Annotated in this window: 20 protein-coding genes and 2 pseudogenes; 14 read left to right on the forward strand and 8 right to left on the reverse strand. The window is 58.5% G+C overall.

Annotated elements, in window-relative coordinates; translation table 11 throughout:
- The first annotated feature begins 47 nt into the window (after positions 1–47).
- Positions 48–725, forward strand: coding sequence for a helix-turn-helix domain-containing protein (locus ACP97_RS06405; protein WP_049997014.1), 678 nt, complete (start codon positions 48–50; stop codon positions 723–725).
- Positions 726–769: 44 nt separating this feature from the next.
- Positions 770–1,375 (forward strand): TetR/AcrR family transcriptional regulator, encoded by a 606-nt coding sequence (locus ACP97_RS06410; protein ID WP_049997015.1) that lies wholly within the window; start codon positions 770–772, stop codon positions 1,373–1,375.
- Positions 1,376–1,386: 11 nt separating this feature from the next.
- Here the strand turns inward: ACP97_RS06410 and ACP97_RS06415 are convergent, their stop codons facing one another.
- Positions 1,387–3,408, reverse strand: coding sequence for a PQQ-dependent sugar dehydrogenase (locus ACP97_RS06415; RefSeq protein ID WP_049997036.1), 2,022 nt, complete (start codon positions 3,406–3,408; stop codon positions 1,387–1,389).
- Positions 3,409–5,764: 2,356 nt separating this feature from the next.
- On the opposite strand from ACP97_RS06415, the gene ACP97_RS21400 reads away from it, so the two are divergent.
- The gene (locus tag ACP97_RS21400; protein ID WP_449404918.1) at positions 5,765–5,863 is read left to right on the forward strand and encodes a DUF7563 family protein; all 99 of its coding nucleotides are present in this window, start codon (positions 5,765–5,767) and stop codon (positions 5,861–5,863) included.
- Positions 5,864–6,394: 531 nt separating this feature from the next.
- On the opposite strand, the gene ACP97_RS20760 is transcribed toward ACP97_RS21400, so the two are convergent.
- Complete coding sequence (locus ACP97_RS20760) at positions 6,395–7,111, reverse strand: phosphotransferase family protein (protein ID WP_237561111.1); 717 nt, start codon at positions 7,109–7,111, stop codon at positions 6,395–6,397.
- A gap of 206 nt (positions 7,112–7,317) precedes the next feature.
- Here ACP97_RS20760 and ACP97_RS06435 point away from each other — a divergent pair, with 206 nt between their 5' ends.
- Complete coding sequence (locus ACP97_RS06435; RefSeq protein WP_079977571.1) at positions 7,318–7,920, forward strand: NUDIX hydrolase N-terminal domain-containing protein; 603 nt, start codon at positions 7,318–7,320, stop codon at positions 7,918–7,920.
- 200 nt (positions 7,921–8,120) lie between these two features.
- Positions 8,121–8,936 (forward strand): aminoglycoside N(3)-acetyltransferase, encoded by an 816-nt coding sequence (locus ACP97_RS06440; protein WP_049997018.1) that lies wholly within the window; start codon positions 8,121–8,123, stop codon positions 8,934–8,936.
- A 205-nt stretch (positions 8,937–9,141) separates the two neighbouring features.
- Here ACP97_RS06440 and ACP97_RS18995 read toward each other — a convergent pair whose 3' ends face one another.
- Both ACP97_RS18995 and ACP97_RS06450 read right to left on the reverse strand, forming a co-directional pair.
- Entirely contained in the window at positions 9,142–10,044 is a 903-nt protein-coding gene (locus ACP97_RS18995) for a phosphorylase family protein (protein ID WP_079977572.1), read from the reverse strand.
- Between the two features lie 206 nt (positions 10,045–10,250).
- Complete coding sequence (locus tag ACP97_RS06450; protein WP_049997020.1) at positions 10,251–11,045, reverse strand: nucleoside phosphorylase; 795 nt, start codon at positions 11,043–11,045, stop codon at positions 10,251–10,253.
- Between the two features lie 587 nt (positions 11,046–11,632).
- On the opposite strand from ACP97_RS06450, the gene ACP97_RS06455 reads away from it, so the two are divergent.
- Positions 11,633–12,922: an MFS transporter gene (locus ACP97_RS06455; protein WP_049997021.1), complete on the forward strand. Its 1,290-nt coding sequence runs from the start codon at positions 11,633–11,635 to the stop codon at positions 12,920–12,922.
- Between the two features lie 1,032 nt (positions 12,923–13,954).
- Here ACP97_RS06455 and ACP97_RS20765 read toward each other — a convergent pair.
- Positions 13,955–15,100 carry an integrin gene (locus ACP97_RS20765; RefSeq protein ID WP_237561112.1) on the reverse strand — a complete coding sequence of 382 codons (1,146 nt, stop codon included), beginning with the start codon at positions 15,098–15,100 and terminating at the stop codon, positions 13,955–13,957.
- A gap of 142 nt (positions 15,101–15,242) precedes the next feature.
- On the opposite strand from ACP97_RS20765, the gene ACP97_RS19810 reads away from it, so the two are divergent.
- Genes ACP97_RS19810 through ACP97_RS06475 form a run of 3 tightly spaced genes read left to right on the forward strand, consistent with a single transcriptional unit; the run spans position 15,243 to position 16,139 of the window.
- Positions 15,243–15,545 carry a hypothetical protein gene (locus ACP97_RS19810; RefSeq protein ID WP_049997022.1) on the forward strand — a complete coding sequence of 101 codons (303 nt, stop codon included), beginning with the start codon at positions 15,243–15,245 and terminating at the stop codon, positions 15,543–15,545.
- Positions 15,546–15,603: 58 nt separating this feature from the next.
- A complete protein-coding gene (locus tag ACP97_RS06470; protein ID WP_049997023.1) occupies positions 15,604–15,945 on the forward strand; it encodes a hypothetical protein in 342 nt (113 codons plus the stop codon).
- A 5-nt stretch (positions 15,946–15,950) separates the two neighbouring features.
- Positions 15,951–16,139: a hypothetical protein gene (locus ACP97_RS06475; protein ID WP_049997024.1), complete on the forward strand. Its 189-nt coding sequence runs from the start codon at positions 15,951–15,953 to the stop codon at positions 16,137–16,139.
- Positions 16,140–16,275: 136 nt separating this feature from the next.
- Here ACP97_RS06475 and ACP97_RS06485 read toward each other — a convergent pair.
- Positions 16,276–17,181 (reverse strand): annotated as a pseudogene (locus ACP97_RS06485) (winged helix-turn-helix domain-containing protein).
- A gap of 110 nt (positions 17,182–17,291) precedes the next feature.
- On the opposite strand from ACP97_RS06485, the gene ACP97_RS06490 reads away from it, so the two are divergent.
- The 3 genes from ACP97_RS06490 (at position 17,292) to ACP97_RS06500 (ending at position 20,214) form a co-directional block, all read left to right on the forward strand.
- Positions 17,292–18,302: an ABC transporter ATP-binding protein gene (locus ACP97_RS06490; RefSeq protein ID WP_049997027.1), complete on the forward strand. Its 1,011-nt coding sequence runs from the start codon at positions 17,292–17,294 to the stop codon at positions 18,300–18,302.
- Between the two features lie 59 nt (positions 18,303–18,361).
- Positions 18,362–19,144, forward strand: a complete 783-nt coding sequence (locus tag ACP97_RS06495) for an ABC transporter permease (RefSeq protein WP_049997038.1) — start codon at positions 18,362–18,364, stop codon at positions 19,142–19,144.
- 452 nt (positions 19,145–19,596) lie between these two features.
- Positions 19,597–20,214 (forward strand): class I SAM-dependent methyltransferase, encoded by a 618-nt coding sequence (locus ACP97_RS06500; RefSeq protein ID WP_049997028.1) that lies wholly within the window; start codon positions 19,597–19,599, stop codon positions 20,212–20,214.
- A 185-nt stretch (positions 20,215–20,399) separates the two neighbouring features.
- On the opposite strand, the gene ACP97_RS06505 is transcribed toward ACP97_RS06500, so the two are convergent.
- Entirely contained in the window at positions 20,400–21,413 is a 1,014-nt protein-coding gene (locus ACP97_RS06505) for an alcohol dehydrogenase catalytic domain-containing protein (protein WP_049997029.1), read from the reverse strand.
- Positions 21,414–21,746: 333 nt separating this feature from the next.
- Here ACP97_RS06505 and ACP97_RS06510 point away from each other — a divergent pair, with 333 nt between their 5' ends.
- Positions 21,747–22,841 (forward strand): MFS transporter, encoded by a 1,095-nt coding sequence (locus tag ACP97_RS06510; RefSeq protein ID WP_049997039.1) that lies wholly within the window; start codon positions 21,747–21,749, stop codon positions 22,839–22,841.
- A 69-nt stretch (positions 22,842–22,910) separates the two neighbouring features.
- Positions 22,911–23,222 (forward strand): stress response translation initiation inhibitor YciH, encoded by a 312-nt coding sequence (gene yciH / locus ACP97_RS06515; RefSeq protein ID WP_049997030.1) that lies wholly within the window; start codon positions 22,911–22,913, stop codon positions 23,220–23,222.
- Positions 23,223–23,311: 89 nt separating this feature from the next.
- Here yciH and ACP97_RS06520 read toward each other — a convergent pair.
- Positions 23,312–23,536 (reverse strand): annotated as a pseudogene (locus ACP97_RS06520) (IS5/IS1182 family transposase); the annotation flags it as partial.

Consider the following 23,536-nt stretch of genomic DNA (forward strand, 5'->3'; position numbering starts at 1 on the left):
GGCCAGCGTGTCGGGAGAGTTTTGCCGAACCGGTGTGAACGACGGGTATGCCCAACGCCTGCATCGTCCGGGGGGAAATTCCGGCCGACGAGTTCGCGCTGTACGAAGCACTCAGTTCGCTCCCCGACGTCGAGTTCGAGGTCGAGCGCATCGTCCAGAGCGGCGACGAGGCGGCCATGCCACTGATGTGGATCCGCAACGCCCCGGCCGACGCCGTCGAGGAAGCCTTCGGGCGGGATCCGAGCGTCGAGGAACTCGAACTGCTGTCGGCATTCGACGACGAACAGCTCTACCGCATGCAGTGGGTCTCCGAGGTCGAGATGGTGCTCCAGATGCTGACGAACTCCGAGGCGACCATCACCGACGCCTACGGGACGGACGGCCGGTGGTACCTCCGCGTGCTCTACCCCGACCGCGACTCGCTCTCGAAGACGGTTCGGTTCGCCGAGGACAACGGGCTGACCTTCGAGGTGCGAGCCATCCGGCAACTCGAAGGCGAACCCGCCGGTCGCTACGGTCTCACCGAAGCCCAGTTCGAGGCGCTCGAAACCGCGCTCGAAGCGGGCTACTACGAGGTTCCCCGTCGGACCGACCAAAGCGACCTCGCCGACAGACTGGAGATCTCCCATCAGGCGCTCTCCGAACGGCTGCGCCGGGCGACCGGCGCGCTCGTCGAGGACGCGCTGCTGGTCGGTGCGGTCGAGACGCGCCGCGACGACTCCTGACGCAAGCGACAGAATATAACTGCTCGCCGCCGAAGTGGGTAGAAATGAGTTCGTCAGGTGCCGAACAGCCGACCGACACGCGCGAGGAGATCATGGAAGCGACCTATCGCGCGCTCTGCAAGCACGGCTACGCCAACCTGACGATGCAGGCCATCGCCGACGAGTTCGAGAAGACCAAGGCCGTCTTGCACTACCACTACGACACGAAAGACCAACTGCTCGCGGCCTTCCTCGAACACCTCCTCGATCGGTTCACGGGTCGGCTCGACGTCGACGACGACGATCCGGACGCACGCCTCGACGCGCTCATCGACGAACTCCTCCTCGGTCTCGGCGATGGAAGCGAGGAGAACCGCGAGTTCCACACGGCGTTGCTCGAACTGCGCGCACAGGCTCCGCACAATGCCGCCTTCCGCGAACAGCTCACGGCGAACCACGACCTCCTCCGGGAGCTTCTCACGACCGTCATCGACGATGGCATCGAGCAGGACGTCTTCCACGAGGTCGACGCCGAGCGGATGGCGGTGCTGATTCTGGCGACGATGCTCGGCGGGCGCGTCCACCACATCACCCTCGACCGCGAGGAGGCGGCCCTCGACGTGCGCGACGCCCTCGAAGCCGAAGTCCTCACAAATCTCCGAAAGGACTGAAATTCCGGCTCTCAGCGCCGGAGACGGCGCGCCGCCAGCCCACCGATACCGGCGAGCGCGGCGAGCACGCCAAAGCCCGCCCCGTCGCCACTCGTTTCGGTTCCGCCCGTTTCGCTCGATGCTGCGGTCCCGTTTGCGCCACCCGATTCGTTCGCGGTGGCTTCCGGCGCGGTCGCCGCGCCGCTCGTCGTCGTTTCGCCCGTGGCAGTCGTCCCGGTCGCGTCATCGTTCGCTGTGGCCGCTTCGGTCCGTGGCCCGGTCATCGCCGTGGCCTCGGTGGCGGTCGCGTTCGTTGTCCCGGCGGTTGCCGTTCCCGTTGTCCCCGTGGCGGTGATGCGGTTCACCGACCCGCCGAGGTCGCCGGCGGAGGTCAGGGCGTACAGTTCGCCGTCGGCGTCGCGGGCGATGGCGATGAGGTAGCCCTCGACCACACCGCCCTCCGCGCCCTCAACCTGTAACTGCTCGAACTCCCACAGTCCCTTCCTGGTGGGGGTGGCCGCGAACAGCGATGCGCGCGGTTCGCCCTCTTTGCTGTAGTCGCCGAAGACGAACTTCCCGTCGAGGGCGTCGATCGAGCCGTCGTAGAGATAGCCGCCGATGACCGAGATGCCGATGGTCTCGCCGTCGCGGGCGTGGGGATACTCGACGACCGGCTCTCTGAGCGGTTCGCCGCCGCGCACGTCCGTCGGGGTTCGACTCGGACAGTTCTTCGGCATGTCGCTCAGGCTCTCGGTCCCGTAACAATGGGTGCCCTCGCGGACGTTCCAGCCGTAGTTGCCGCCCTTCACCACGCGGTCGATTTCCTCGTAGCGGTTCTGGCCGACGTCGGCGACGTAGAGTTCCCCGTCGGAGAATCCCATCCGCCACGGATTGCGAAAGCCCCACGCGTAGTGTTCGTCCAACCCCTCCTTCCCTACCAGGGGATTGTCGTCGGGGATGCCGTAGGCCTTGTCGCCGTCGCGGCTATCGACGTCGATGCGCAGGATCGATCCCAAGAGGTTCTCGGTGACGTCCTGCCCGTTGCCGCCACGATTGCGCTCGTACCAGTCGTCGGCGTGGCCCGCCCCTGCATCCCGTGGTCCGCCGCCGTCGCCGTAGGAGGCGTAGAGATACCCATCCGGCCCGAACGCGACCGCGCCGCCGTTGTGGACCTTCCGGGGTTCGTCTACTTCGAGCAAGATCCGCTCGGAGTCGGGCCGTGCGCTCGTTCCGTCCGGGGTCGCCTCGAACTCGGCGAGAATCTCGGTGTGTGAGAACTCGTCGGGGGCGTCGTCGGCGAGCGGGGCGCTGTAGCGCACGTAGAACCTGCGATTTTTGGCGAAGTTCGGATGGGGCGCGAGACCGAGCAGGCCGCGCTCGCCGGTGAGTTCGGCGAGGCGGTCGCGTACGTCGAGGAACGGTTCCTCGCGGAGTTCCGTTCCCTCGTTGAGATAGGCGACGCCGGGGAGGTCGACCACGACTCGTCGGTTCTCACCCGGAAGGAGTGCCATATCCGTCGGCACTTCGAATCCGCCCACGACCCGTTCGAGACCGATCGTCGGGCCGGTCGGCACGGCGCTCTCGGATGAGTTGGTCGTCGTCGCGCTCGCGGACCCATCCGACCCGAAGCGCACGCTTCCGCGCATCGAGGAACGGTGTGGCTCGCAGATGTACTCGGCCATTGCCTCGCGCGCGGTGAATTCGAGGGTTTGGGTCGCCCCCTGCTCGCTCATCACCTCGGTGCGCTCGACGACCGCACCGTTCCCGTCGACCAGCGCGAAGTTGTGGCCCATCCCGTCGAGGTTCGTCCACGTGATGCGATAGTCGACGCCGGTTTCGAGATCGAGCGTCGGGTTCTCCTCGCCGGCAATGGACTCCGGCGCGCGGCCCTGCCAGCCGGCGATCTTCCCGCCGAGTTCGATGGTGCGGGTCTCCTGTGCGCGCCCGCGTCCGGCGGTGGCAACGCCCGCGAGCGCGCCGGCCGCCGTCAGCGAGAGAAAGCGCCGCCGAGTGGCCCGACTCCGTTCGTTCCGTGTGTGCTGTATCGAGTTCACGTGAGCGTTCGCTCGAAGCGAGTGGCGCTCGGAACAAAATCGTGACGACTCGCCGGCCATCCACCCCGAAAGCCGACCGAAAGCACTCGCTAAAAACCTCAAATAGCGATATGTTCCGGCTCCCATGCTGAATAGAGCGCGCGTATGCGGCACATCGTCCGCGCTCAATGCCGAGATCTACCCTGCAAGATCAGGTTAGCGAGGTCTTGACCTGCAACCGGCTGGTTCCTACGGCAATTTCATCTCGCGTAGTACCGTATGGGTAGGTAGATGCCCACTATTCAGACGGACGATATTGAGACCTACTACGGGGTGAGCGGAAACGGCCCACCTATCGTCTTCATCCACGGCGCACTATGGCAGGACTCATTCGCCTTATAGGTTACAACCGTGCGAAAAGCCTCATGTTGTGGTTCGGACGCAAACTAGAGCGCGATCAGACCACGATCTCCGTCCCGACACTCATCCTCTACGGCGAGCACGAAACCTCCATAATCAATCGCCACGCCCCGACACTATCCGTACAAATTCCCAATTCGACCGTCCAGGAAGTCCCTGACGCAGGCCATGCTTCTCCCTGGGATAACCTCGAGTTCTTCAACAGCACAATTCAAACGTTCCTCACGAACCAAACCTCAATCAAGGCAGAATAGAACGACATTTGTCTTGCCAAATCTGCTCTCTCCATAGTACTGGGTGTATTGCCAAGAAAGACGAGAAGCTACCGGTGGTGAACTTGTCGGAGTGCGTCGGCAGTAGCGGTTCCAGATATCCGGATGTACTTCTGAGCCGTCGCGAGATCGCTCCACCCCATGAGAGCCTGCAAAGGAACCGGTGCTACGCCTTTATACGCGTGGTAGCTGGCCGCTGTCGCCCGGAAACAGTGGGGATAGAGATTCGTCCGGTGAGGTCGGCCTCCTTGGCAGCTTCTTCGACCCGCCGATTGACGGTCACCCGTGACCGTGGAAACCCATCGTAGCGATCAGCAAATCGCTCGATGCACAACTCGATACGAAGCGATAGGTCGAATGGAATCGACCGGGCCGAGGAGACCGTTTTCGGATGCCAGCGTGAAGCGAGGGCACTGGCGACGCTGAGGTGATTGTTGTGCCTTGCTTCCTGTCGAGTCTGACGTCGACAGTAACCACAGCCACACGGCTCATGCTGTGGAATCCGGATGAGCTTGCGGTCCCAATCGATCCATGAGATCTGGAAGTGGGCTATCTCCCCTGCACGGAGGCCGAGTCGACCACCGACGAGACAGACGAGTCGCGCTTCGAATCCCTGCGGATCCGGAAGTGCGGTACACGCTTCGAGCAGGAGTTCAAATTTGCGGTCATTCAGTACATCCTCGTGGGTATGGCGGGTGGTCAGCGCCTTCCGGTGGCGATCCGCCCACTCGTTGTTGGAGCTTGGATGGTGAACCATCTCGTACGGACGTGCGTCGACGAGGAATGTGTCTTCCTCTCAGTGTGACGATAGCAACAATCCTTCTTACTGGATAGAGGAGCAATTGTACAGCGACTGGTTCAATGGCGAGATCTGGTATGTAGACAAGACAATGCTCTTCGGTCTACGTAATCATTGATTGGATCGAGATACCTTCTACAACTATCATACTCATGTTGGGTCTGTCGAGCAGTTCAAGAGAAGTGTGAGACTATGCACCGTCGGTCGAAACTCGCTACATCTCTTAGGTAGGGAAACCAAGGGACGACGAAGTGATCAATGGGATCCGTTCAGCAAATACTTCGACCATAGTGAGGGGTCTACCTACTCGCTTGTTCTTTGGCTCGGTTTGAGATCTGGAAAGGACACCTGCCTGAATTTTTCCTGTCTACAGGTGCGGCAGGTGCGTTGACCCAATGGAACGAGGCGGTCACGATTCGTCCACTGGCCTGCGAGAATGGTTCCACAGTTCTCACACATCAGTAGCCGATCGTTATCTGTTCTGCTGCTTTCCCGTTGCTGGTGAGAGGGCATCAACAGAAGTTTCTCGCAGTTTTGCTTACCCGTTCAGGTTGAGCACTCATGCTATCTTAGTTCGTCAGCCCAACCCCACAAATAGCAAGATTCCCACGATGACCCTCCATTCGAGCAGAGCCGTCACAGCGCAAGAGGACACAATCTTGCTTCCCTTTGCTGATCACGGTCTCAGTCAGTCAAATCAGTGATGGGGTATTGTGTAGCTGAGTAGAGCGTTCAGCCGCTCTCGCTAAGTAATAGCTGTCTATGACTCTACTCCCCTCGATTCTCTCATATTTCGATCATTGAATTCAACCCTCGGATCGTCATATTAGAGCACTTGGTCAGTCAGGGGATTCCTATTCTACGTCCTGAACGGCAGTCATGATCGATGCAAGAGTGTCAAAACTGTGGAGGCGAAGTCACCGATCAGTACGCACGCGTGTTCGCTCCGCCAGAGCTACACGGTGTGCGTCTATCCGAACTGTGAGGACAAACTTCGGGACGGAAAGGGTCAGGTCCGCGCATTGTGCTTCGCTGAACCCATCTCAGAGTTGGCCAGACGAGAGCTGGTAGGGATATAGTAACTCTGGACGACATGCTGACTACACGGCGCATATTCAGCGCAGATAAAGCTACACTATGAGGCCATTCAGGTCGCTCAAATATACTGCGAGACGAACGCTCGGTGTTCAGCCGCACGTTCGTCACGCTCCGAGGGACTGGCGTCGCGGTACCAGAGCGGCAGGCACGCCATCGCATCGATGCGACATGCGACCCGATAGACATCCATTCGTTTGTGAGTAGTGTTATCAAACGACCATTCTGGACGCATCTCGCTATAGCCAGATCGGAACGTTTGACGTAGCTCCTCCGTCCGGTCTGCGGGATCAACATCCAGCGTAAGGAGAAGTGATTCCGTGTTCGCGAGATTGTATGCGGGAGCACCAGCCGAGAAGATGCCCCAATCAAGGACTGCCTGTGCGTGACCGGTCGCCGACTCTACGAGGAGATTTCCACATCAATAATCATTATGACAGTATGTCGATGGCTGGGATGTCGGGAGTTCCGGGACCGTCTCTCTGAGATACTGTTGAAGGCTCGGGACGAGGTCAGCGAACCGCGCCTTGTCGTCAGCAAGATCCGGAAAGTATCCTCCTGAAGCGAGGGTATCTACATTGTCTTCGTAGGAAGCGAGCAGCCACTCGTGGAACGAGTCATAGGCAGGAAATTCAGCGGTGTCCAGTACAGTGAGTTCGCCGTCGACGACGCCGATCCTGCCGGTTTTGTGAAGCGGTCCAAGCATATGGAGCTTTGCGAGATTCTGCCCTGCCTCGTGAAGAACCTCTGTGCGTGCGGTCTTTGAGAGGCTGCGAACCCGCCCCTCGTAGTTTGCACCCTGAACGTGACTCATCAGATAAAATGGCGTGGGATACTCCGCGTGTTCATCACAATACCCGTACACTGTTGGGACTGGTATCGAAGTCTCTCTGCCGACGAACGAGAGGATGCGTGGTTCAGCGCGGGCTGTTTCGGGAGCTACATGATCGGCCGTCGTTACTTTGAGGACCGTTGTCAGTGGCCCGTTCGATGCTTGAACGTCCACGCTGGCCACAAGGTCGGTGCCGCTTGCGACACGGGCAATAGCCTCTACGTTCCATAACGGCCTGAGGAAGTGGATCATCTCAACGATGGTCTCATCGCTGAGATCCTTATCGAGTGATGAACCAGCAGTCACACGGTATGCTACGGGCGCTCATTTAAGAGATGACCGGCGCGGTCGGAGAATGACCTAATTAACTCTCTCGACTGCGGACTATTGCTCTGTACTGAATGAGCGCTGGGATCACCAGCACCAAGGGCTTGAGATGATACTGGCCGCTTGCTGAATACACCCTTTGTATGCAGCAAGCATTTTGGCCCACACCCGAGTAGATCAAGGATATGGACGTTCTTCGATTGCTTGACGAGCTCCGTGTTCTGGCTCAGGCTGGCCTGTTCTGGGCGGAGCGCAACGACCATCCGTATGATAAAGAGCGGTATGAGCGCATTCTCAAACTCGTCGCTCAACAGTACGATGAAACGTTGGAGGTACCCACAGAAGAGGCTCATGAGCGTCTCACCTGCAATCTCGGATATGTCACTCCGAACATCGGCGTCAAGGCAGCGATCTTCGACGAGGAAGGACGGATGTTGCTGATGGAGCGCCCTGACGAACCCGTGAAGGGGACGTGGGATATCCCCGGTGGTGCGGTCGAACCGTTTGAAGGACCAGCCGAAACTGCGGTACGCGAGACATGCGAGGAAACCGGGCTCGATGTAGAGACTGTCGAAGTGGTTGACGCCTACCCCATGGAACCCAATGCGCTCAATCCACACGGCCACGTTCTTCTGCTGTATCTCTGTGAAAAGATCGGCGGGACACTACAATTGTCGAGAGAGGGGACGGATCTCCAGTACTGGGATATCGAAGACGTTCCCGAATGGACGCTCAAATTCCAACAACCAGCGCTTGATGCACGTCAGCGATGGGCCAAAGAGAAGTAGATCCAGCATCGGTTGATTTTCTATTTGGACGAAGAGTAACGAATTTCATCTTCAACTACCGGCTATGCTGAATACACGCTCTGAATCAGTCAGGCGAGAGCTGGTAAGGATAGAGCAGTTCTTAACGACGATGCTGACCACACAGCGCGTGTCTTGCATCCGCTGGCTAAATTTATAGTTGGCCCCGGACACGTCTCTGCATGAGCGAACCGCTTCCCGAAGACCGATCTTCGGAACCGGTCACGGTCGATTCGATGGTGAGCGACCTACACGCTCTCGGCATCGAAACCGGCCACACGTTGCTCGTCCACGGGTCTCTCTCCTCGCTCGGCTGGGTCTGTGGCGGTGCGCCCGCCGTCGTAGATGCGCTCCAGTGCGTCGTAGGCGAGGACGGGAATGTCGTGATGCCGACGCATTCGCCCGGGAACAGGGATCCTTCCGATATGGAAAACCCGCCGGTTCCCGACTCGTGGTACGATACCATTCGCGAACAGATGCCGCCATACCGACCAGCCGTCACACCGACTCAGGGGATGGGTGCAATTGCCGAGTGTTTCCGTTCCTATCCAGATGTCCACCGGAGCGACCACCCACAGGTTTCATTCGCAGCGTGGGGCGCTGACGCTCAGTTCGTCACCGAGTATCATTCATTCAGCTATTCGCTCGGCGAGGAATCACCGCTGGCCCGTGTCTATGATCTCGGCGGCGACGTACTGTACCTCGGTACTTCCTATGCAACCAGTACCTCGCTCCATCTCGCTGAGTACCGCGCTGACCTTGATCTCGCCACGGAAACTCACGCCGGCGCGGCGCTTGTCGACGGAGAGCGTGAGTGGGTACAGTGGAAAGAAATCGATTATGATGACGGAGACTTTCCGGCCTGTGGCGAAGCGTTCGAGAGCGAGAATCCTGATGCCTTCGAGACGAGCACCGTCGGTGTCGGCGACGCTAAAATCGTCTCACAGCCGCCACTCGTGGATTTCGCGGTCGGATGGTTTGAGGCCAGTCGAGAGTGATATGTGATTTTTTAGTCACGGCTCTGCTGTACCCAGCCTCTACCTAGGGTGAAATCCTGACAGGTTCTGACTAGATTCGTGATTGATGCTCATCCTGCCTGCTCTGTAGTATGAGTGAATCAATAGGAGCAGGTGCGTCTCAGACCAACCAAAATTCGACGGGAGATCGCTCACTTCAGCCAGTTTCGTGACTGTAGATTCTGTGTCACTCTTTCGGAGCAGGTGGTTCATCGTGCCACGTTTCCCAGTTGTTAGCTATCGTGTCAGCAACAGCACGACCGACGCGATAGGCGTTGTCACAGGACGGGCCTTGCATGCGCCACTCACTATCCACTTCGCCCGCTTCGTCGGCATTGACTGGCGGCCGGTCGAAGTTTGATGCGGCACGGATACTGAGATAGCGATCAAGCGCACCGAACCGATCACAGGCAACGGCCGTGGCGAAGCCCTCGCACTCGGTTGTGGCGTATGTTCCCGCATCGTATCTCGAAACTAACGATTCGACTGCTGCAGCGCGGGTATGGCCATACCAGAAGTCCGCACCAGCAACGGATGTTCCAGTTTCCAATCGGGGAGGGTCAGTTGCCGGCGGTGCATCATACTTCGTCCGGTGTTCGCGGGCAGCGGCAGAATCTCGGAGATCAACGCCATCCGCCGCGCCACGGGCGGCAGTCACGAGGATTGTGTTGAGTTCATACGACTGAGACGGACCGAATCCCCACGGCTCGACGGTTGTGCCACCATCGTAGCGCATTTTCGCATCCCAATTGACGATGTGATCCGCAAGGACGACCGATCCAACGGTCCCTGCATGCGGCGAAATGCCAGCAACGCCAGCAGTAAGCAGATACGTATTATCGGTGTCAAGCGCATCAGTAGCGAGAAGCGCAGCAACGCTTACACCTGCGCGAGCCGGCCCTATCCCAGTAGCCGTGACACCGACACCGTGATCGGTGATCCATACCGGTGTGGGCACTCCCGATACTGTAATTTCGTGGGCGAACTCGTCGTAGCCATCGAGCCACCGGCCGAGCTCGCCGCTTCCGTCCGAGGCCTCATCAGGACCAAACGCCGTCAGTACGAGAACTCGTAACGGTTGGGAAGCCACAGCAGAAGCTGTCTACGCCGCATATTATTTCTTGTGAATCTTCGGGCTAGTGAGAGTATAGTGTAAATGGCGGAATTGGGGAACAGTTATGACACCACCCTTTGTTAGCAAGGCTCTCTTCTGTTTACGGAGAAGTCAAGAGATCACGTCTAAGGCTCCAGTCAATGATAGAATCGAGGCCGCCACCGCGGATGAGTGGAAAGAGCCTACGCGGAATCAGTACTTTCGAGGAGCGCATCGCGTGCTGGCACGAGTAAATCGCGCAATCCGTCCACCGATGATTCTCTACTGGGTTCCCAATCGTTCACCATCACAAGATCAAGCGGACAAAGAAGTGCTCCAGCATCCACATCTCGGTATTCTGCGATGGAGAATATCGTCGCAGCTTCCATCTCGACAGCCAGGACGCCCTCATCACGATAATGTTCGATTTCAGCGTCCGTTTCACGGTATATCGCATCCGTAGTCCATGACGAACCAGTCTGATGTTCCAATCCAGCAGCACCAAGAGCATTCTCCAACTGCGTCACGAGCGTACTGCTCGCGGAAGCATACATCTCGGAAGGGAGATAATGATGCGAAACACCTTCGTCACGAATGGCGCGGTTGCAGACTATCGGCTCATGACGAGCAACGTTGCCACCTAACCCACCACAGCCGCCGACAATACAGAATGTATCAGTTCCAAAACCGATGAGCTGTTCCATAGCAATAGCTGTAGTAGGAGCGCCGATGCCAAAGTTCCCTAACACGCCGACACGTCCCTCGGTATCTGAAAGAGTATAGAATCGGTCAGGGCTAAGAATGAGCCGATCCTCACCGAGAGTTTCAATTTTGGTCTCCGCATGCTTTTCGACAATATATTCAAAGAAACCCGGCTGATAGCAGAGAACGACCGCCTCCGGAACTTCAACATCATGAGCGTCCCTTGATCTCTCCATAGCCTCGGGGGTGAGGTGTGCCGACGCACCATACTTGTCGGGGTAGTTTGGGAACGGCATGTGGTAATCCAACTGTGCCGCTCGCTTAGATGTTCCCCTCAATCAAATGACGAACAGTCTGGTGCTGATAGCGATTATCGGAGCAACTCGTAGTTTTGCGCGAACCCTTCCCAGCAGTTGGGACGTGCAGCATGCGAGATACAAGGGGGGCGTATCTTGCAACCCAACTAATGGAACACTTTCGCAGGTCCCAGAGGTAGGTTGGGGAAGTGGCAATTACCCCGTCCACATCGAAGCAGTACATTTTTGATTAACCACATGAACTATCGAACAGATCGTTTTATGACCCACCGGTTCACGGCTCGCCCGGTATTCGACCCCTTCTCGCCGCCCGCTGCCTGACGGGCCCGATAGCCGCAGCACTCGGGTTCGTTTCGCTGCCTCTCCGGTAGCCGCACTTCCTCTCGACCACACACGCACATGCCGAAACCCGCCGAGTCGCCGGCCCAGCGTCGGCGCTCGCACGACCGCGTACCGACACACGAATCACGACCGAACCGCCCGCGCCGATGCCCGAAACTCTGGTGGGGGAACTGCCCGCCCACCCCACTCAAAGCCGTGCCGATGTCTCTGGCGGGTGATCGCTGATGAACGCTCTCGACCGGGTGCTGTGGCACAACGCCGATTTCCGACGCTTCTTCGCCGGGCAGTTCGTCACGAACGCCGGGGACAGCCTCTACACGGTGGCGATGCTCTGGCTCGCCTTCGAGCTGAGCGGCTCGACGCTAGTCACCGGCGCGCTGAACTCGATACTGCTGTTGCCGTGGCTATTACAGGTATTCGCCGGACCGCTCATCGACCGCCTGCCGCTCGAACGCGTTCTCGTTGGCTCGCAAATGATTCAGGGCACCGTCGTGCTGGCCCTGCCGCTAGCGGCGGCGACAGGGTACTTGGACGTCGGCGTCCTGTTCGTCGTCGCTCCGGTGTTGATGCTCGCGTCGCTGCTGATGGCACCGATGGAGACGGCGCTATTACCCCGTATTGTCGACGACGAACGTCTTTCCAGCGCGAACTCGGCGCTCTCAACCGTGACGCTCGGGCTGGACATGGTGTTCGACGCGCTCGGCGGCGTCTTCGTCGCCGTGTTCGGCGTGACGGCCCTGTTCCTCGCCGACTCGGTCACATTCGCCGCCGCTGCGCTACTGTTCGCCGGTATCCGGATTGGAACCGCTTTGGGGACTGACGGGCGCACGGAATCGAGGGATGAAACGGTGGACCCGACCGTCCGTTCGGTACTACGCTCGTACGTCTCGGACCTTCGGGACGGCGTCGCGGTGCTCCGCGGGACGGTGTTCGTCGAACTGATACTGATGACTGCAGTGGCGAATTTCACAACCGGCGTCGCGCTGGCGATACTCCCGGCGTTCGGCGACGGCCTCGGTGGCCCCGCCATCTACGGTCTGCTGCTGGGTGCGCTCGGAATCGGCCGACTCGTCGGTTCGCTTGTCAGTCCGTGGGTCGAGGACGTGCGCTACGGCAGGCTGCTCCTCGCCCACGGGCTGGGTGCCTGCTGCTGGGTCGCGGCAGTCCTGGTGTCGTCGCCAGTATTCACGGTCGTCCTGTTCGGCCTCGCGTGGGTTCCCGCCGGTGTCTCGGGCGTACTTACGGCGACACTGAACCAGCGAGTGTTCCCGGCCGACCTGTTGGGTCGAGTTGCCGCGACGAAGGGTACCGTTTCTGGGGCGACACTCCCGCTGGGATCACTTATCGGTGGTGCGGTCGCTGAGGTGCTGGGAACAACGACGACGATGGCGCTGACCGCCAGCGGCTTCGCCTTCACAGCGGTCTACGTGCTTTTACGCCCGCGGCTTCGACGGCTCCCCGCCGTCAGGGCGGCCAAGCCGGAGGATTTCGACATCCAGACTGAGACGGAGTAAATAGTCAGGTGGTGGGACCGCTCTAGTCGGCCCGCCTCGTCATCCAAACGGGGCACTACCTAATGCTGTTTCATCGTTAATCTTCTTGCTGAATACAGCCTCTGTATCTCGCAGGCGATATCTCCCAACTACTGGGAAGGATTTCGCGCAAAACTATAGATTGCTCTGATAATTCCTATAGAACTGCTACTACCGCACCAAAAAGAGCGTATCCAACTCGAGACAGTCCCTCTGTTCATTGATTAAAATGATACCAGTGATCTCCCAAACCCATTGAGATACAATGATACTATATTATAAAACCCCGACGGTAGTGAAGTAGCCCGTTCATGCTCCGTTCACTCAGCATGGGCGCGACCTAATCGATATTCAAATACGGCGAACTCAGTCACGCATCCAGACCTGATAAGCAGTTGTTCCGATCCACAAAACGGCCAGTACGCCCAGAAGGAGTATGCTATCAGCATAGAAGGCAGATAGAAGCATGGCGATGAAAAAGAAAGCCTGTATTCCCCCGTATCCAGTAATCTCGCTATAGACCATTCCGAGTAGACCTACCGCGATTTCAGATTCTACCCTTTTATAGATAGCTATCCATCCAGTTTGTGAAATTAAAACTCAGACAGGCCCGCTTGCCAATCATACGATCTCTCACAACAGAGACAGCAGGCTTCCCAGAAGTTCCCACGTCGAAGTTCGTCCGCTATCTCATTCGAAACGAATTGGTGGCCTAGCGTGGCTGGAATCGTGAATCGAACGTCCATACAGACCGTAAAGACACGAACGTCAAAAAGATTTGGGCGATATCGTACGAAGAGCTATCGGAAACGTCACAAACCACTTGCAGGGGCGACGATCAGAGTGGGGAACCTCATCATCTCCGAAAAGGATGTTTGAGATCGGGTAGGCCAGTCTTTCACAGAATACCCTGTCGACAATCAAGTGTCTACTGACAGGATAGATGGCGGCTTAGACAACTCCCGGAACCTGTTATCTCGCTTCAACCACGGGCCGTGAATTATCGAACGCGGGTCACTGTTCCGACGATTTCTTGGTCTCTCCCGGTTCGAGGGTCGTCCACAGATCACCGTTCTCGTAGATTTTCAGCGTTGCCGAGCCATTGTTCTCCGCACTGTAGAGCGGGCCGTTCGTCGAATACGTATCGACGCCATCCGCTCCGACGAAGCCGTATGCCCCCGACACGTAGCCCGTATAGTCAGGATTATCGGCGGTCGTGCCGGGATTCGCTCTGTCCTCGTAGAAGAACGTCTCCGTACCGGCCTCTCCGGCTGAGAGCGTGTAGTTGGAAGCTCCGTCACCGACCGCTTCGACTTTGATCTGATTCGCTCCCTGTGGCGGTGCGTCGGGGTCAACGCGCTCGCCGTCGGTTCCTTGGCCCGCTGGCACAGTCGTGTAGAGTTCGCCATCGAGATAGACTTTCAGCGCCACATCGCCATCGTTGATGAATCGGAGCGAGGGGTCGTTCTCGACAGTCGGACTGTACTGGTAGCTATCGACGCCGTTCGCGCCGACGAACCCCTCGGAGTAGTACGGATCATCGAGGATCACGTGATCTTCATACTCGGCCGAATCCTCGGTGTCGGCTTCCTCACCCAACTCGATGCTCGGACCACTGCCGCCGTACATCCGGTAGTAGGAGCCACCTGCACCGTCCGCGACGATGGTGACGTTATACCAGCCTTCGCGCGACGAGTCCGTTTCTGTGGCTGTCTCACTCTTGGTCTCCGAATCGGTCGCTGTTGGTGTGTCGGTCGGCGTTGCTGTCTCTGTCGGCGTTGGTGTCGCGGTCGCTGTTTCGGTTGGTGTTGGAGTAGGCGTCGCTGTCGGTGTTTTCGTGGGTGTTGGCGTTGGCGTATCGGTCGGTGTGAGCGTAGGCGTGTCGAGCGCCGTTGGCGTGCTGGTCGAGAATGGAGTTGCGGATGCTGTTGGCGATGGAGTACCTGTGGGTGCCGGTGTCCCCGTCACCACCTCCGTCGTGTTGTTCGTCGACTCACTCGAACCGTTCGCAGCCGGGGTTGCCGTTGAGGACTCGCCCGGCGCTTCGGAAAGGAAACTACAGCCAGACAGCACCATTAAGACGACCACCGAGACGACGACCAGCGAGCGGTGGTTCACGGTGTTCTCACCCGCTGTTGTATGCCAATCGACGAATCCCACAAAGTCGACGTTCCATCCCTGTGAGGTAGGTTCTGAACCATTTCCTCGAATATCATACCCTTCGCATATCAGCATTGTGGGACCGCAACTAATCGTACTCGTCTCTCTGGAGACGACGATTTATCCACCTCCGAGAGGTGCGATGTGTCCGAACATCGTCCAGCGGACGATCGCAGCGGCAGACCTCGTCTCAGCACAGCTCGCCCAGCGAAACACCAGCTGTCTCCGGAACCCGCTTCAGTCACTCGGCGTCGTTCGCGAGACGGCCCTCGATGCCACCATCACTCACCATCTCGATCACGCTTTGGATGCTATCGAGAGCGGTGACCAAGAAACGTTCGAGCGTCGGTGCGAGCACGCGGGCCGACTCGCCCGCTGGCACATGCCCGAGCGCTTGAACGACGTTGAACAGTTGCTGGAGTCACATTCTGGCCGTCGAACGTGAACAGCGAATCCTCCGCTTAGTGTCTCCACAAGCAGTTTGTTTTCCCCAAAGGGGTGGAATGAATTTGAACTGCCTGCGACACCCGCTCCGAACGCTCAAGAACGTCCACGCATCGCTGGTCGATCAAGCCATCGACGCGAACCTGCGGTGTGCAGCCGACCATGCCGCCAGCGGCAACTACCAAGGTTTCCACCGCCACTGCGGCCATGCCGAGAACCTCGCTCGCCGGCATGAGCCCGAACGCCTCGCCGAGGTCGAACAGGTAGCGATGAAGGGCGTCGAATCGATCACGAACCCTTCCGAATCGGGTCGGCCCGAACCCACCGCACCTGCTGCCAACGCAGCGCTGGTTGAGGCTCCATCCGTTCATTCACCGACCGATTCGAGGAGTAGCGATTAAGGATCATGCGCGACGTTCTCACTCATTACGAAGTCGCCGAACAGCTCGTTGGCGAGACCGATGCCTGGTTGGCACGAGTTGCTCAAGAGTTCGCGAACGGCCGCGGGATCTTCCACGATCACGTCGACGCCTCGGAAATCGCCTCGAACATGGACCGTGAGCAGCGACGACGCTTCGAAAACGCGAATCTCTGATTCACAGTTTTCCGCAAGTCCTTCCCAGAAGTTGAGAGATACATCGTGCGAGATACAGAGGCTGTATTCGTTAGAGGTTCAATTCTCTTTGATTTCCTGATCACAACTTTGTCGGGAGCGACCGTCGCGGCCGTTCTCACCTGTCCATTCGTTCAACATCGATGACGGTCAGCATTTCGTTGAGCGTAAGCAGGATGGCGTCGGCTCCCAGTTCGACCTTGATGGTGATTCGCACCGGATCCTCGGAAACCAAACTACCACCCGAACCGCCGACGAAGCCGAGCTCGAGGTAGTCGCGGTCGCGGATGTCGACGCCGTGGTCGTTGCTGAACGAGACGACGGCGGGGTGGTCCACGACGCAGGTGCTGACGGGAAATCAGAACGTCATCCCGCAACGTTCGCAGGAAAACCGCGCGAGCAGTTGTGTTATCTCTGCATCGTCGTCGGCGTCGGCCCGGCTTTTGAGTAACGACGCGGGGTCGGCGGGTACAGTGATGGTCATCCGTCCCCAACAATGCGGACAGGTCTCGTCACGGGCGTGTTCGAGGGTGTGTCGCGCGTCGCGGTCCGCGAGTGCGAGCAGTTCGTCCACCGAGCGGCCGACGGTCGCGCCGGGTGGCACCGTGTTGGCGAACAGCCTACTGTGGTCGGGACACTCCACCCGGATGTAGTTGGCCTCGTAAATCGCCTCCAGCGTGGCTTCGCACGACGGGCACTGCCGGTCGACCTCACTTCGGCGGGTGTCGGTGCACTGAGTATACGTGCCCGCACGAATCGCTCCCGCGAGTTCGAGACCCGCGTTGTGGAGCACGTACTCGTCGCTACGCTTGTAGACGAAGTGGTCTCTGAGCTTATCGAGGTGGTAGTTGAACTTCCCGGCGTCTGCGACGCCGACCGCCTTACGCAGCTCGGCGAACCCCAACCCTGCCGGCCGCCACTGAGTGCGACGGTGTTTCGCCAACTCTTCGATGATGGCAAGCCGCGTCTCATGACCCAAAATCTCGAATATTTCCGACGGCGTGGATTCCGTTTCCGCACCCATGCCGCCCTCTACTGGACTACCGACGAAAAACTTCGGCAAAGCTATCAAACTTCAAACTGAATTGTGGCTCCGGAAATCGTTAATATGAGTGCCAGCGACAAACAAATCGAATGAACACGAACGCACCGCTCGAACGGGAGCACACGAGCGACCGTGAAGCAACGGAGCCGGAACGGCTCGCCGTCTCGGTCGACGGACTCGAAAAAACGTATGGAAGCGGAAAAGACGCGATTCGGGCCGTCGATGACGTTTCGTTCGATATCGAACCGGGCACCGTCGTTGGTTTGCTAGGACCGAACGGTGCTGGCAAGACGACCACGATCAAGGCGATTCTCGGGCTGGTGGTCCCCACCGCCGGAGCAATGACGGTCGATGGCGTAAACGTCCACGAGGAGCCGCGGACGGCCTACCGGAGAGTGGGCGCGATGCTCGAAGGCGCGCGGAACGTCTACTGGAAGCTCACCGTTCGGGAGAACCTCGACTTCTTCGCCGCCCTGTCGGGCCGCCGGCCCGCCGCGATGGCCGACCGCCACGACCGACTGCTCGACCAGCTCGGATTCGAAGACAAAGCCGACGAGACGGTGAACGAACTCTCGCGCGGGATGAAACAGAAGGTCTCGCTCGCGTGTACCCTCGCGCGCGACGCTTCGGTAGTCTTTCTCGACGAACCGACGCTCGGGCTTGACGTCGAGAGTTCGCTCGAACTCCGGCAGGAACTCAGGCGACTCGTCGAACAGGAGTCGATGACGGTCGTCCTTTCGAGCCACGACATGGACGTGGTGCAGGCGGTCTGTGACCGCGTAATCATCATGAACGACGGCCGAATCGTCACGGACGAAACGGTCGAAAATCTCATCGACGTGTTCCGGACGCAAGCCTACCGCGTCACCGTTGATGGCCTGTCCGCACGAGCGCGTGAGCGCCTCGAAGTCGAATTCGACGCCGGTGGTTTCGAGGATGTCGGCGACCGGACGCGCTTCGAGGTCGCCCTTCCCGAGGGCCGGGCGCTGTACGGCGTGATGGATGCGCTCCGCGAGGCGGGCGCAGTACCGGAAACGGTGGAATCGGTCGAACCAGATCTTGAAGACGTGTTCCTCGAAGTCACCGGGAGGACCGAGTAGTGAGCACAGAGACCGAGAGCCAGCCGCTGGGCACGGAGGGCAGAGACCGACCGGCAGGTATGAATACGAATGGTGGATTCTTGACACTCGTACGTGCGGTGGCGAAAAAACGTGCGCTGTTGATGGTGCGCTACCCGGTGAATACGCTCTCGCAGTTCGCCATGACGTATTTCGTCTTCCTCATCATCTTCTTCGGCGGACAGGCGCTCGCGGGTGCGGCGCTCGCCGACTCCATCGAGGGCATCATCGTCGGCTACATGCTCTGGAGCGCGTCGATTACAGCCTACGCCGGGCTGGCGTGGAACGTCACCCGCGAATCCCAGTGGGGAACGCTCGAACAGCTGTTCATGTCACCCTTTGGCTTCGGTCGCGTGATAGCCGTGAAAACCGCCGTGAACGTGCTGGAGGCGTTTCTCTGGGGCATCGGTATTCTGGCACTCATGTTGCCCACGACGGGACAGTCGCTCGTCATCAAGCCGGTGACGGTGCTCGTCCTCGGGACGTTCGCGGTCGCGCCCGCCGTCGGTATCGGCTTCGTCTTCGGCGGATTGGCGATGCTCTATAAGCGCGTCGAGAACGCCTTCAATCTCGTCCAGTTCGTGCTGATTGGCTTGATCGCCGCACCCGTTGGCGAGTATCCGCTCCTCAAATGGCTCCCGCTCGCACAAGGGAGTTATCTCCTCGGGCAGGCGATGACCGAGGGCGTCCGTCTCTGGGAGTTTTCCGCGATGGAATTGGCGGTGCTGGTCGTCACCGCCGTCGGCTATCTCGGCATCGGCTATCTCGCCTTTCACCGGGCACAGCGGCGTGCGCGGCGCAAGGGAGTGATGGGTCACTACTGACCTCGATATCGGAACGGTCGGTTTCTCCGACTCGTGGGCCCGCCACACTCAGGATGGAGGCAGGTGGAGTGATAGGGCTGCTTGAAGTCGTTCGTACTACAAACTGAACAAACGTCCGGCCTGCCCGTCACCTCGGCGTTGGCTCGCCGTCGTGATCCAGTTCGTAGCCGTCCCGGTTTCGCGGACGAAATATGAACGGAGCTTCGTCAGGTGATAGTTGAACCTGCCCGCGGTCGATGATTGGGTGCGGCAGTAGTTCAAGGGGATCAGGTCGGTAACCAAGGTGACCGATACGCGCTCTCTATCCCGAATACCGGTTTCAACAAGACAACAACCTGTGATATGAGAACTCCGAAGATCAATGTTACAGGCTGGTTCCCCAATCTGTGGACTAGCGAATACAGATATATGGCAAAGATGGAGTTTTACTGTCTGGCCACGAGAGAACTTCTGTGGAACTGGATGATAACCATCGTGGCTGGGCCGAACGCTCAGGAGAATTCTCGCCGGCATACTACGCCCAGCTCGGCGCGAACAAAGTAAGTGAGATCCTCGCTTCTGTGTGTGAGTACTACCTGCCAGAGGACGCCGCGATTCTCGAAGTCGGCTGTAGCTCTGGCCGCCATCTCACCCACCTTCGTGAGAACGGATTCAGCGATCTCACTGGTATCGACATCAACGACGAATCATTTGACGTGATGGCCGACCAGTATCCCCAACTCGCTGCAACGGGCACGTTTCGAACTGGGATGATCGAAGAAATCGTCCCTGAGTTCCCCGACAACGCCTTTGATCTCGTCTACTCGGTAGAAACGCTTCAGCACATTCAACCGCAGAACACGTGGGTATTCGAGGAGTTGGCTCGCATCACCAGTGACCTGCTGATAACCGCTGAGAACGAAGGTAACAGCCCACAGCGTGGCCGAGCGGATACGAATGTGAGCTACGTCAGCGGCGAGTTTCCGCTCTACTACCGGAATTGGAAGCGAACATTCTCTGATCTTGGCTTCGCCCAACTCTCATGCGAACCAAGCAAGCGCGATACTATTCGCACATTTCGGGCACCCTGACCCCGAGAAGGCGCAACTACAGAATAGAAGCTATCGCTCTCGGTTGGCTTCAAACCATCTGACAGCGAAATCCACGAGCACCAGCTGTGAGGAGAGCCTGGCATCGTCGACACCGATGGTGCCTGTCTTGAAAACGTCGGGTATGTCTCGCTTCGAGAACTGCTGAACGGTATCGTATAGGTTACTCACGGGCGAATGACGAGCTTTCCGAACGCATCCCGACTCTGCATATCAGCGAACGCTTGTCCCGTCTCATCCAGCGTATACTCGTCCCCGATGACTGGATCGACCACGCCATCTGCCGTGAGGCCAACGAGCGTTTCGAGATCCGGTTGGGTGCCCATCGTGCTGCCGATGACGTGCTTGTGGCCCAAGAACAACCGCGGGATGTTGATCTCCGAGGTGCCGCCCGCGGTGCGTCCACACACGGCCATTCGACCGCCCCGTCGGAGGAGTTTGAGCCCCAGTTCCGTATACTCGCCGCCGAGGTGGTTCAGGACTGCGTCTGCCTCCCCGATCTCGGTCGCTACCTCCCGAATCTCGTTGGGGTTACTCGATTCGATGACGTGATCCGCACCGATCTCGGCCAACTGGTCGGCTTTCGCGGACGAGGTCGTCGTCCCGATCGAACGAGCTCCGAGAGCGTCAACAAGTTGGATGCCAGCAACGCCGACGCCGCCGGTTGCTCCGGGGATGAAGACGAGATCGTTCGCCCCGACATCCGCGCGGCGGAGCATATGATAGGCAGTCATGTACGCGGTCGGGAGTGCGGCCGCGTCGGTGAAATCTACCGAGTCTGGAAGCTCGACGAGCCGATCGGCCTCGATGAGCGCTTTCTCTGCAAGCCCGCCGTGATACAGGCTGAACTGTTCGCAGAGGTTCTCGGGGCCCTCGCGACAGTACCGACAGACACCACACGTCTCGTTCGGACAGAGCACTACCCGATCGCCTGCTGAAACTGTGTCGACGTCGGTTCCCGTGTCGGCGACCTCGCCGGCGACATCGAGGCCACTCACGAATGGGAGATCATCTGTATCAACCATCGCCGAGTCGCCTTCAAAGATCCAGAGGTCGTGGCGATTGATCGACGCTGCCGCGACGTCGAGAACGACTTCAGTCGGGTTCGGCTCAGGATCATCAGTCTCCTGGACAGTAACGTTGTCGGGACCGTCGAAGCCGGTGAATGCAGCAACGCGCATGGTCGGATGACGACGGCACCACGGAGTAGGCTTTCGCCCTCATTACGGTCACCACGATATTGCAGCACGAAATTTTACAGGCGTTCTCCGACAACCTCCTCGTATGGCTGAACTCATACAGCGAACTGCAACAGCAATCGACTCAATCTGACAACCGGATCTTTGTGCTGGCACTGCAAGTGTTTTGCAACCAGGTTGGTTACGAGTGAACGACCGGAATTGATGGACGCGTTCCCTTCTCTACAACAGGAAATAGGCGCACTGTGGTCCGATGGAAAAGGAAAGAAGCTGATTGCAATCGCTCTCGGATGGGGGCTCTTGAACGGAACTCGGATGATCTATCCAGTGTTGCTGCCATCATTGAGCGAGAGCTTCGGTCTCACGCTCACCACTGCTGGCCTGTTAGTAACGATTATCTGGGTCACCTACGCGATCGGTCAGGTCCCAAGTGGCGTTCTGGCTGATCGATACGGTGAGCGGACGATATTGACAACAGGGCTGATGATCGTCGCTGGTGCCGTATCGTTGGTGGTTCTCGCTCCGACGACGTGGAGCCTGTTCGCTGCAACCGGATTGATCGGTGCCGGGTTGTCTCTGTATCCAGTCGCACGGATCACTGCCCTCTCGGATCTCTACCCTGATCGTATCGGTCGTGTGCTCGGAATAACGATGGCAGCGGGTGACACTGGTCAGACAGTCCTGCCGTTAGTCGCTGGCGTCCTCATCGGTCTCACGTGGCAGGTAGGTCTCGTCTTTGTCGTGCCACTCCTCGCAGTTGTTGCAATCGCTGTCTGGCGAGTTCTCCCACCAACCGTCCCGTCTGACACAACAAGCACGGAGCTGTCTCTCCAGCGGGCAACGACTGTTCTCCGAGAACTCTACCATCCGACATTGGTGATCATGGCGATTATTTTGTTTCTGTATATTGGTGTTCTACAGACGTTTTCGGCGTTTTATCCCACGTATCTGATCGATGAGAAGGGATTCTCTTCGACGACAGCAAGCGCGTTGTTCAGTCTGTTTTTCGCGTTCGGCATCGCTGCCAAGCCGCTTGCTGGCGTCGCATACGATGTGATTGGTATTCGGCGCTCGCTGCCGATCGTACTCGGCGGAGCCATCATCGGGTTTGCTCTGCTGCCGTTTCTCAGCAATTTCTGGTTGCTCGCAGGGGACACGGTTCTGATCAGTTCGATGCTTGGTTCGGGCGCAATCACTCAGTCGTATCTCTCGGAGACGATTCCCCCGGAGATAGAGGGTACTGGACTGGGAGCTGTCCGGTCAAGCGCTTCTTTGTTGGCTTCTACAGGTCCGGTTCTCTTCGGCGCGGTCGCCGAACGTGGTTTCTTCGACGAGGGCTATCTCTCGTTGGCGCTCCTCATGGGGGTTGTTACGCTACTCACCCTCCGACTTCCTGGCGAAACGGATTAGAGCGGTTTGAGTTCGAAGAACTGTCGTTCCGGCCGTAGTGTTTTGTGCCAGGAGTACCTACATAGAAGTGTGTCAGGAGACGATTTCAGTTCGATCACGGGCCTGCCGGAAGAACTCAACATCGAGGATGACCTTGAGCGCTCGGAACAGCAGATTTCAATTCGAGTGGACGAACGGCGCTATGGCAAGGCCATGACCATCGTCGAAGGCCTCGATCTGCCGGAAAGCGATGTTTCGGACCTCGCATCCGAGTTGAAGAGCCAGCTTGCCACTGGCGGAACGGTTGATGACGGCCGCATCGAATTACAGGGCGACCACACCAACCGCCTGCCCGACCTGCTTGAGGAACGCGGGTTCACCGTCGGAGCTACACCCGGCTAGGTCGATTCGTTATGCGGAGCCCTACACGAAAGTCAGACTGTTGAAACTGGTTTGATGTGCTTTATTGAAAATGCGGTACGGGAGTACGATCATAGCGTCTCGGCGAGCTTCTTGATGTTGTTGAGCGCGAACATGAGAACGATTTCACGAAATTGACGATACCAGAATCGCGAACGCAGGGCGGAGTCCTGCGTTCGCTTGACCGTCGAATAGGACGTCTCGGACATCCATCGCTGGGTGTAGCCTTTTGCTCGGATGAGCGCGTTGTTCGCAACAGCCATCGATCTCGATCCTTGGTGATGAACGAGGTAATT

Source organism: Halococcus sediminicola, assembly GCF_000755245.1.
In the GTDB taxonomy this organism is placed as follows: domain Archaea; phylum Halobacteriota; class Halobacteria; order Halobacteriales; family Halococcaceae; genus Halococcus; species Halococcus sediminicola.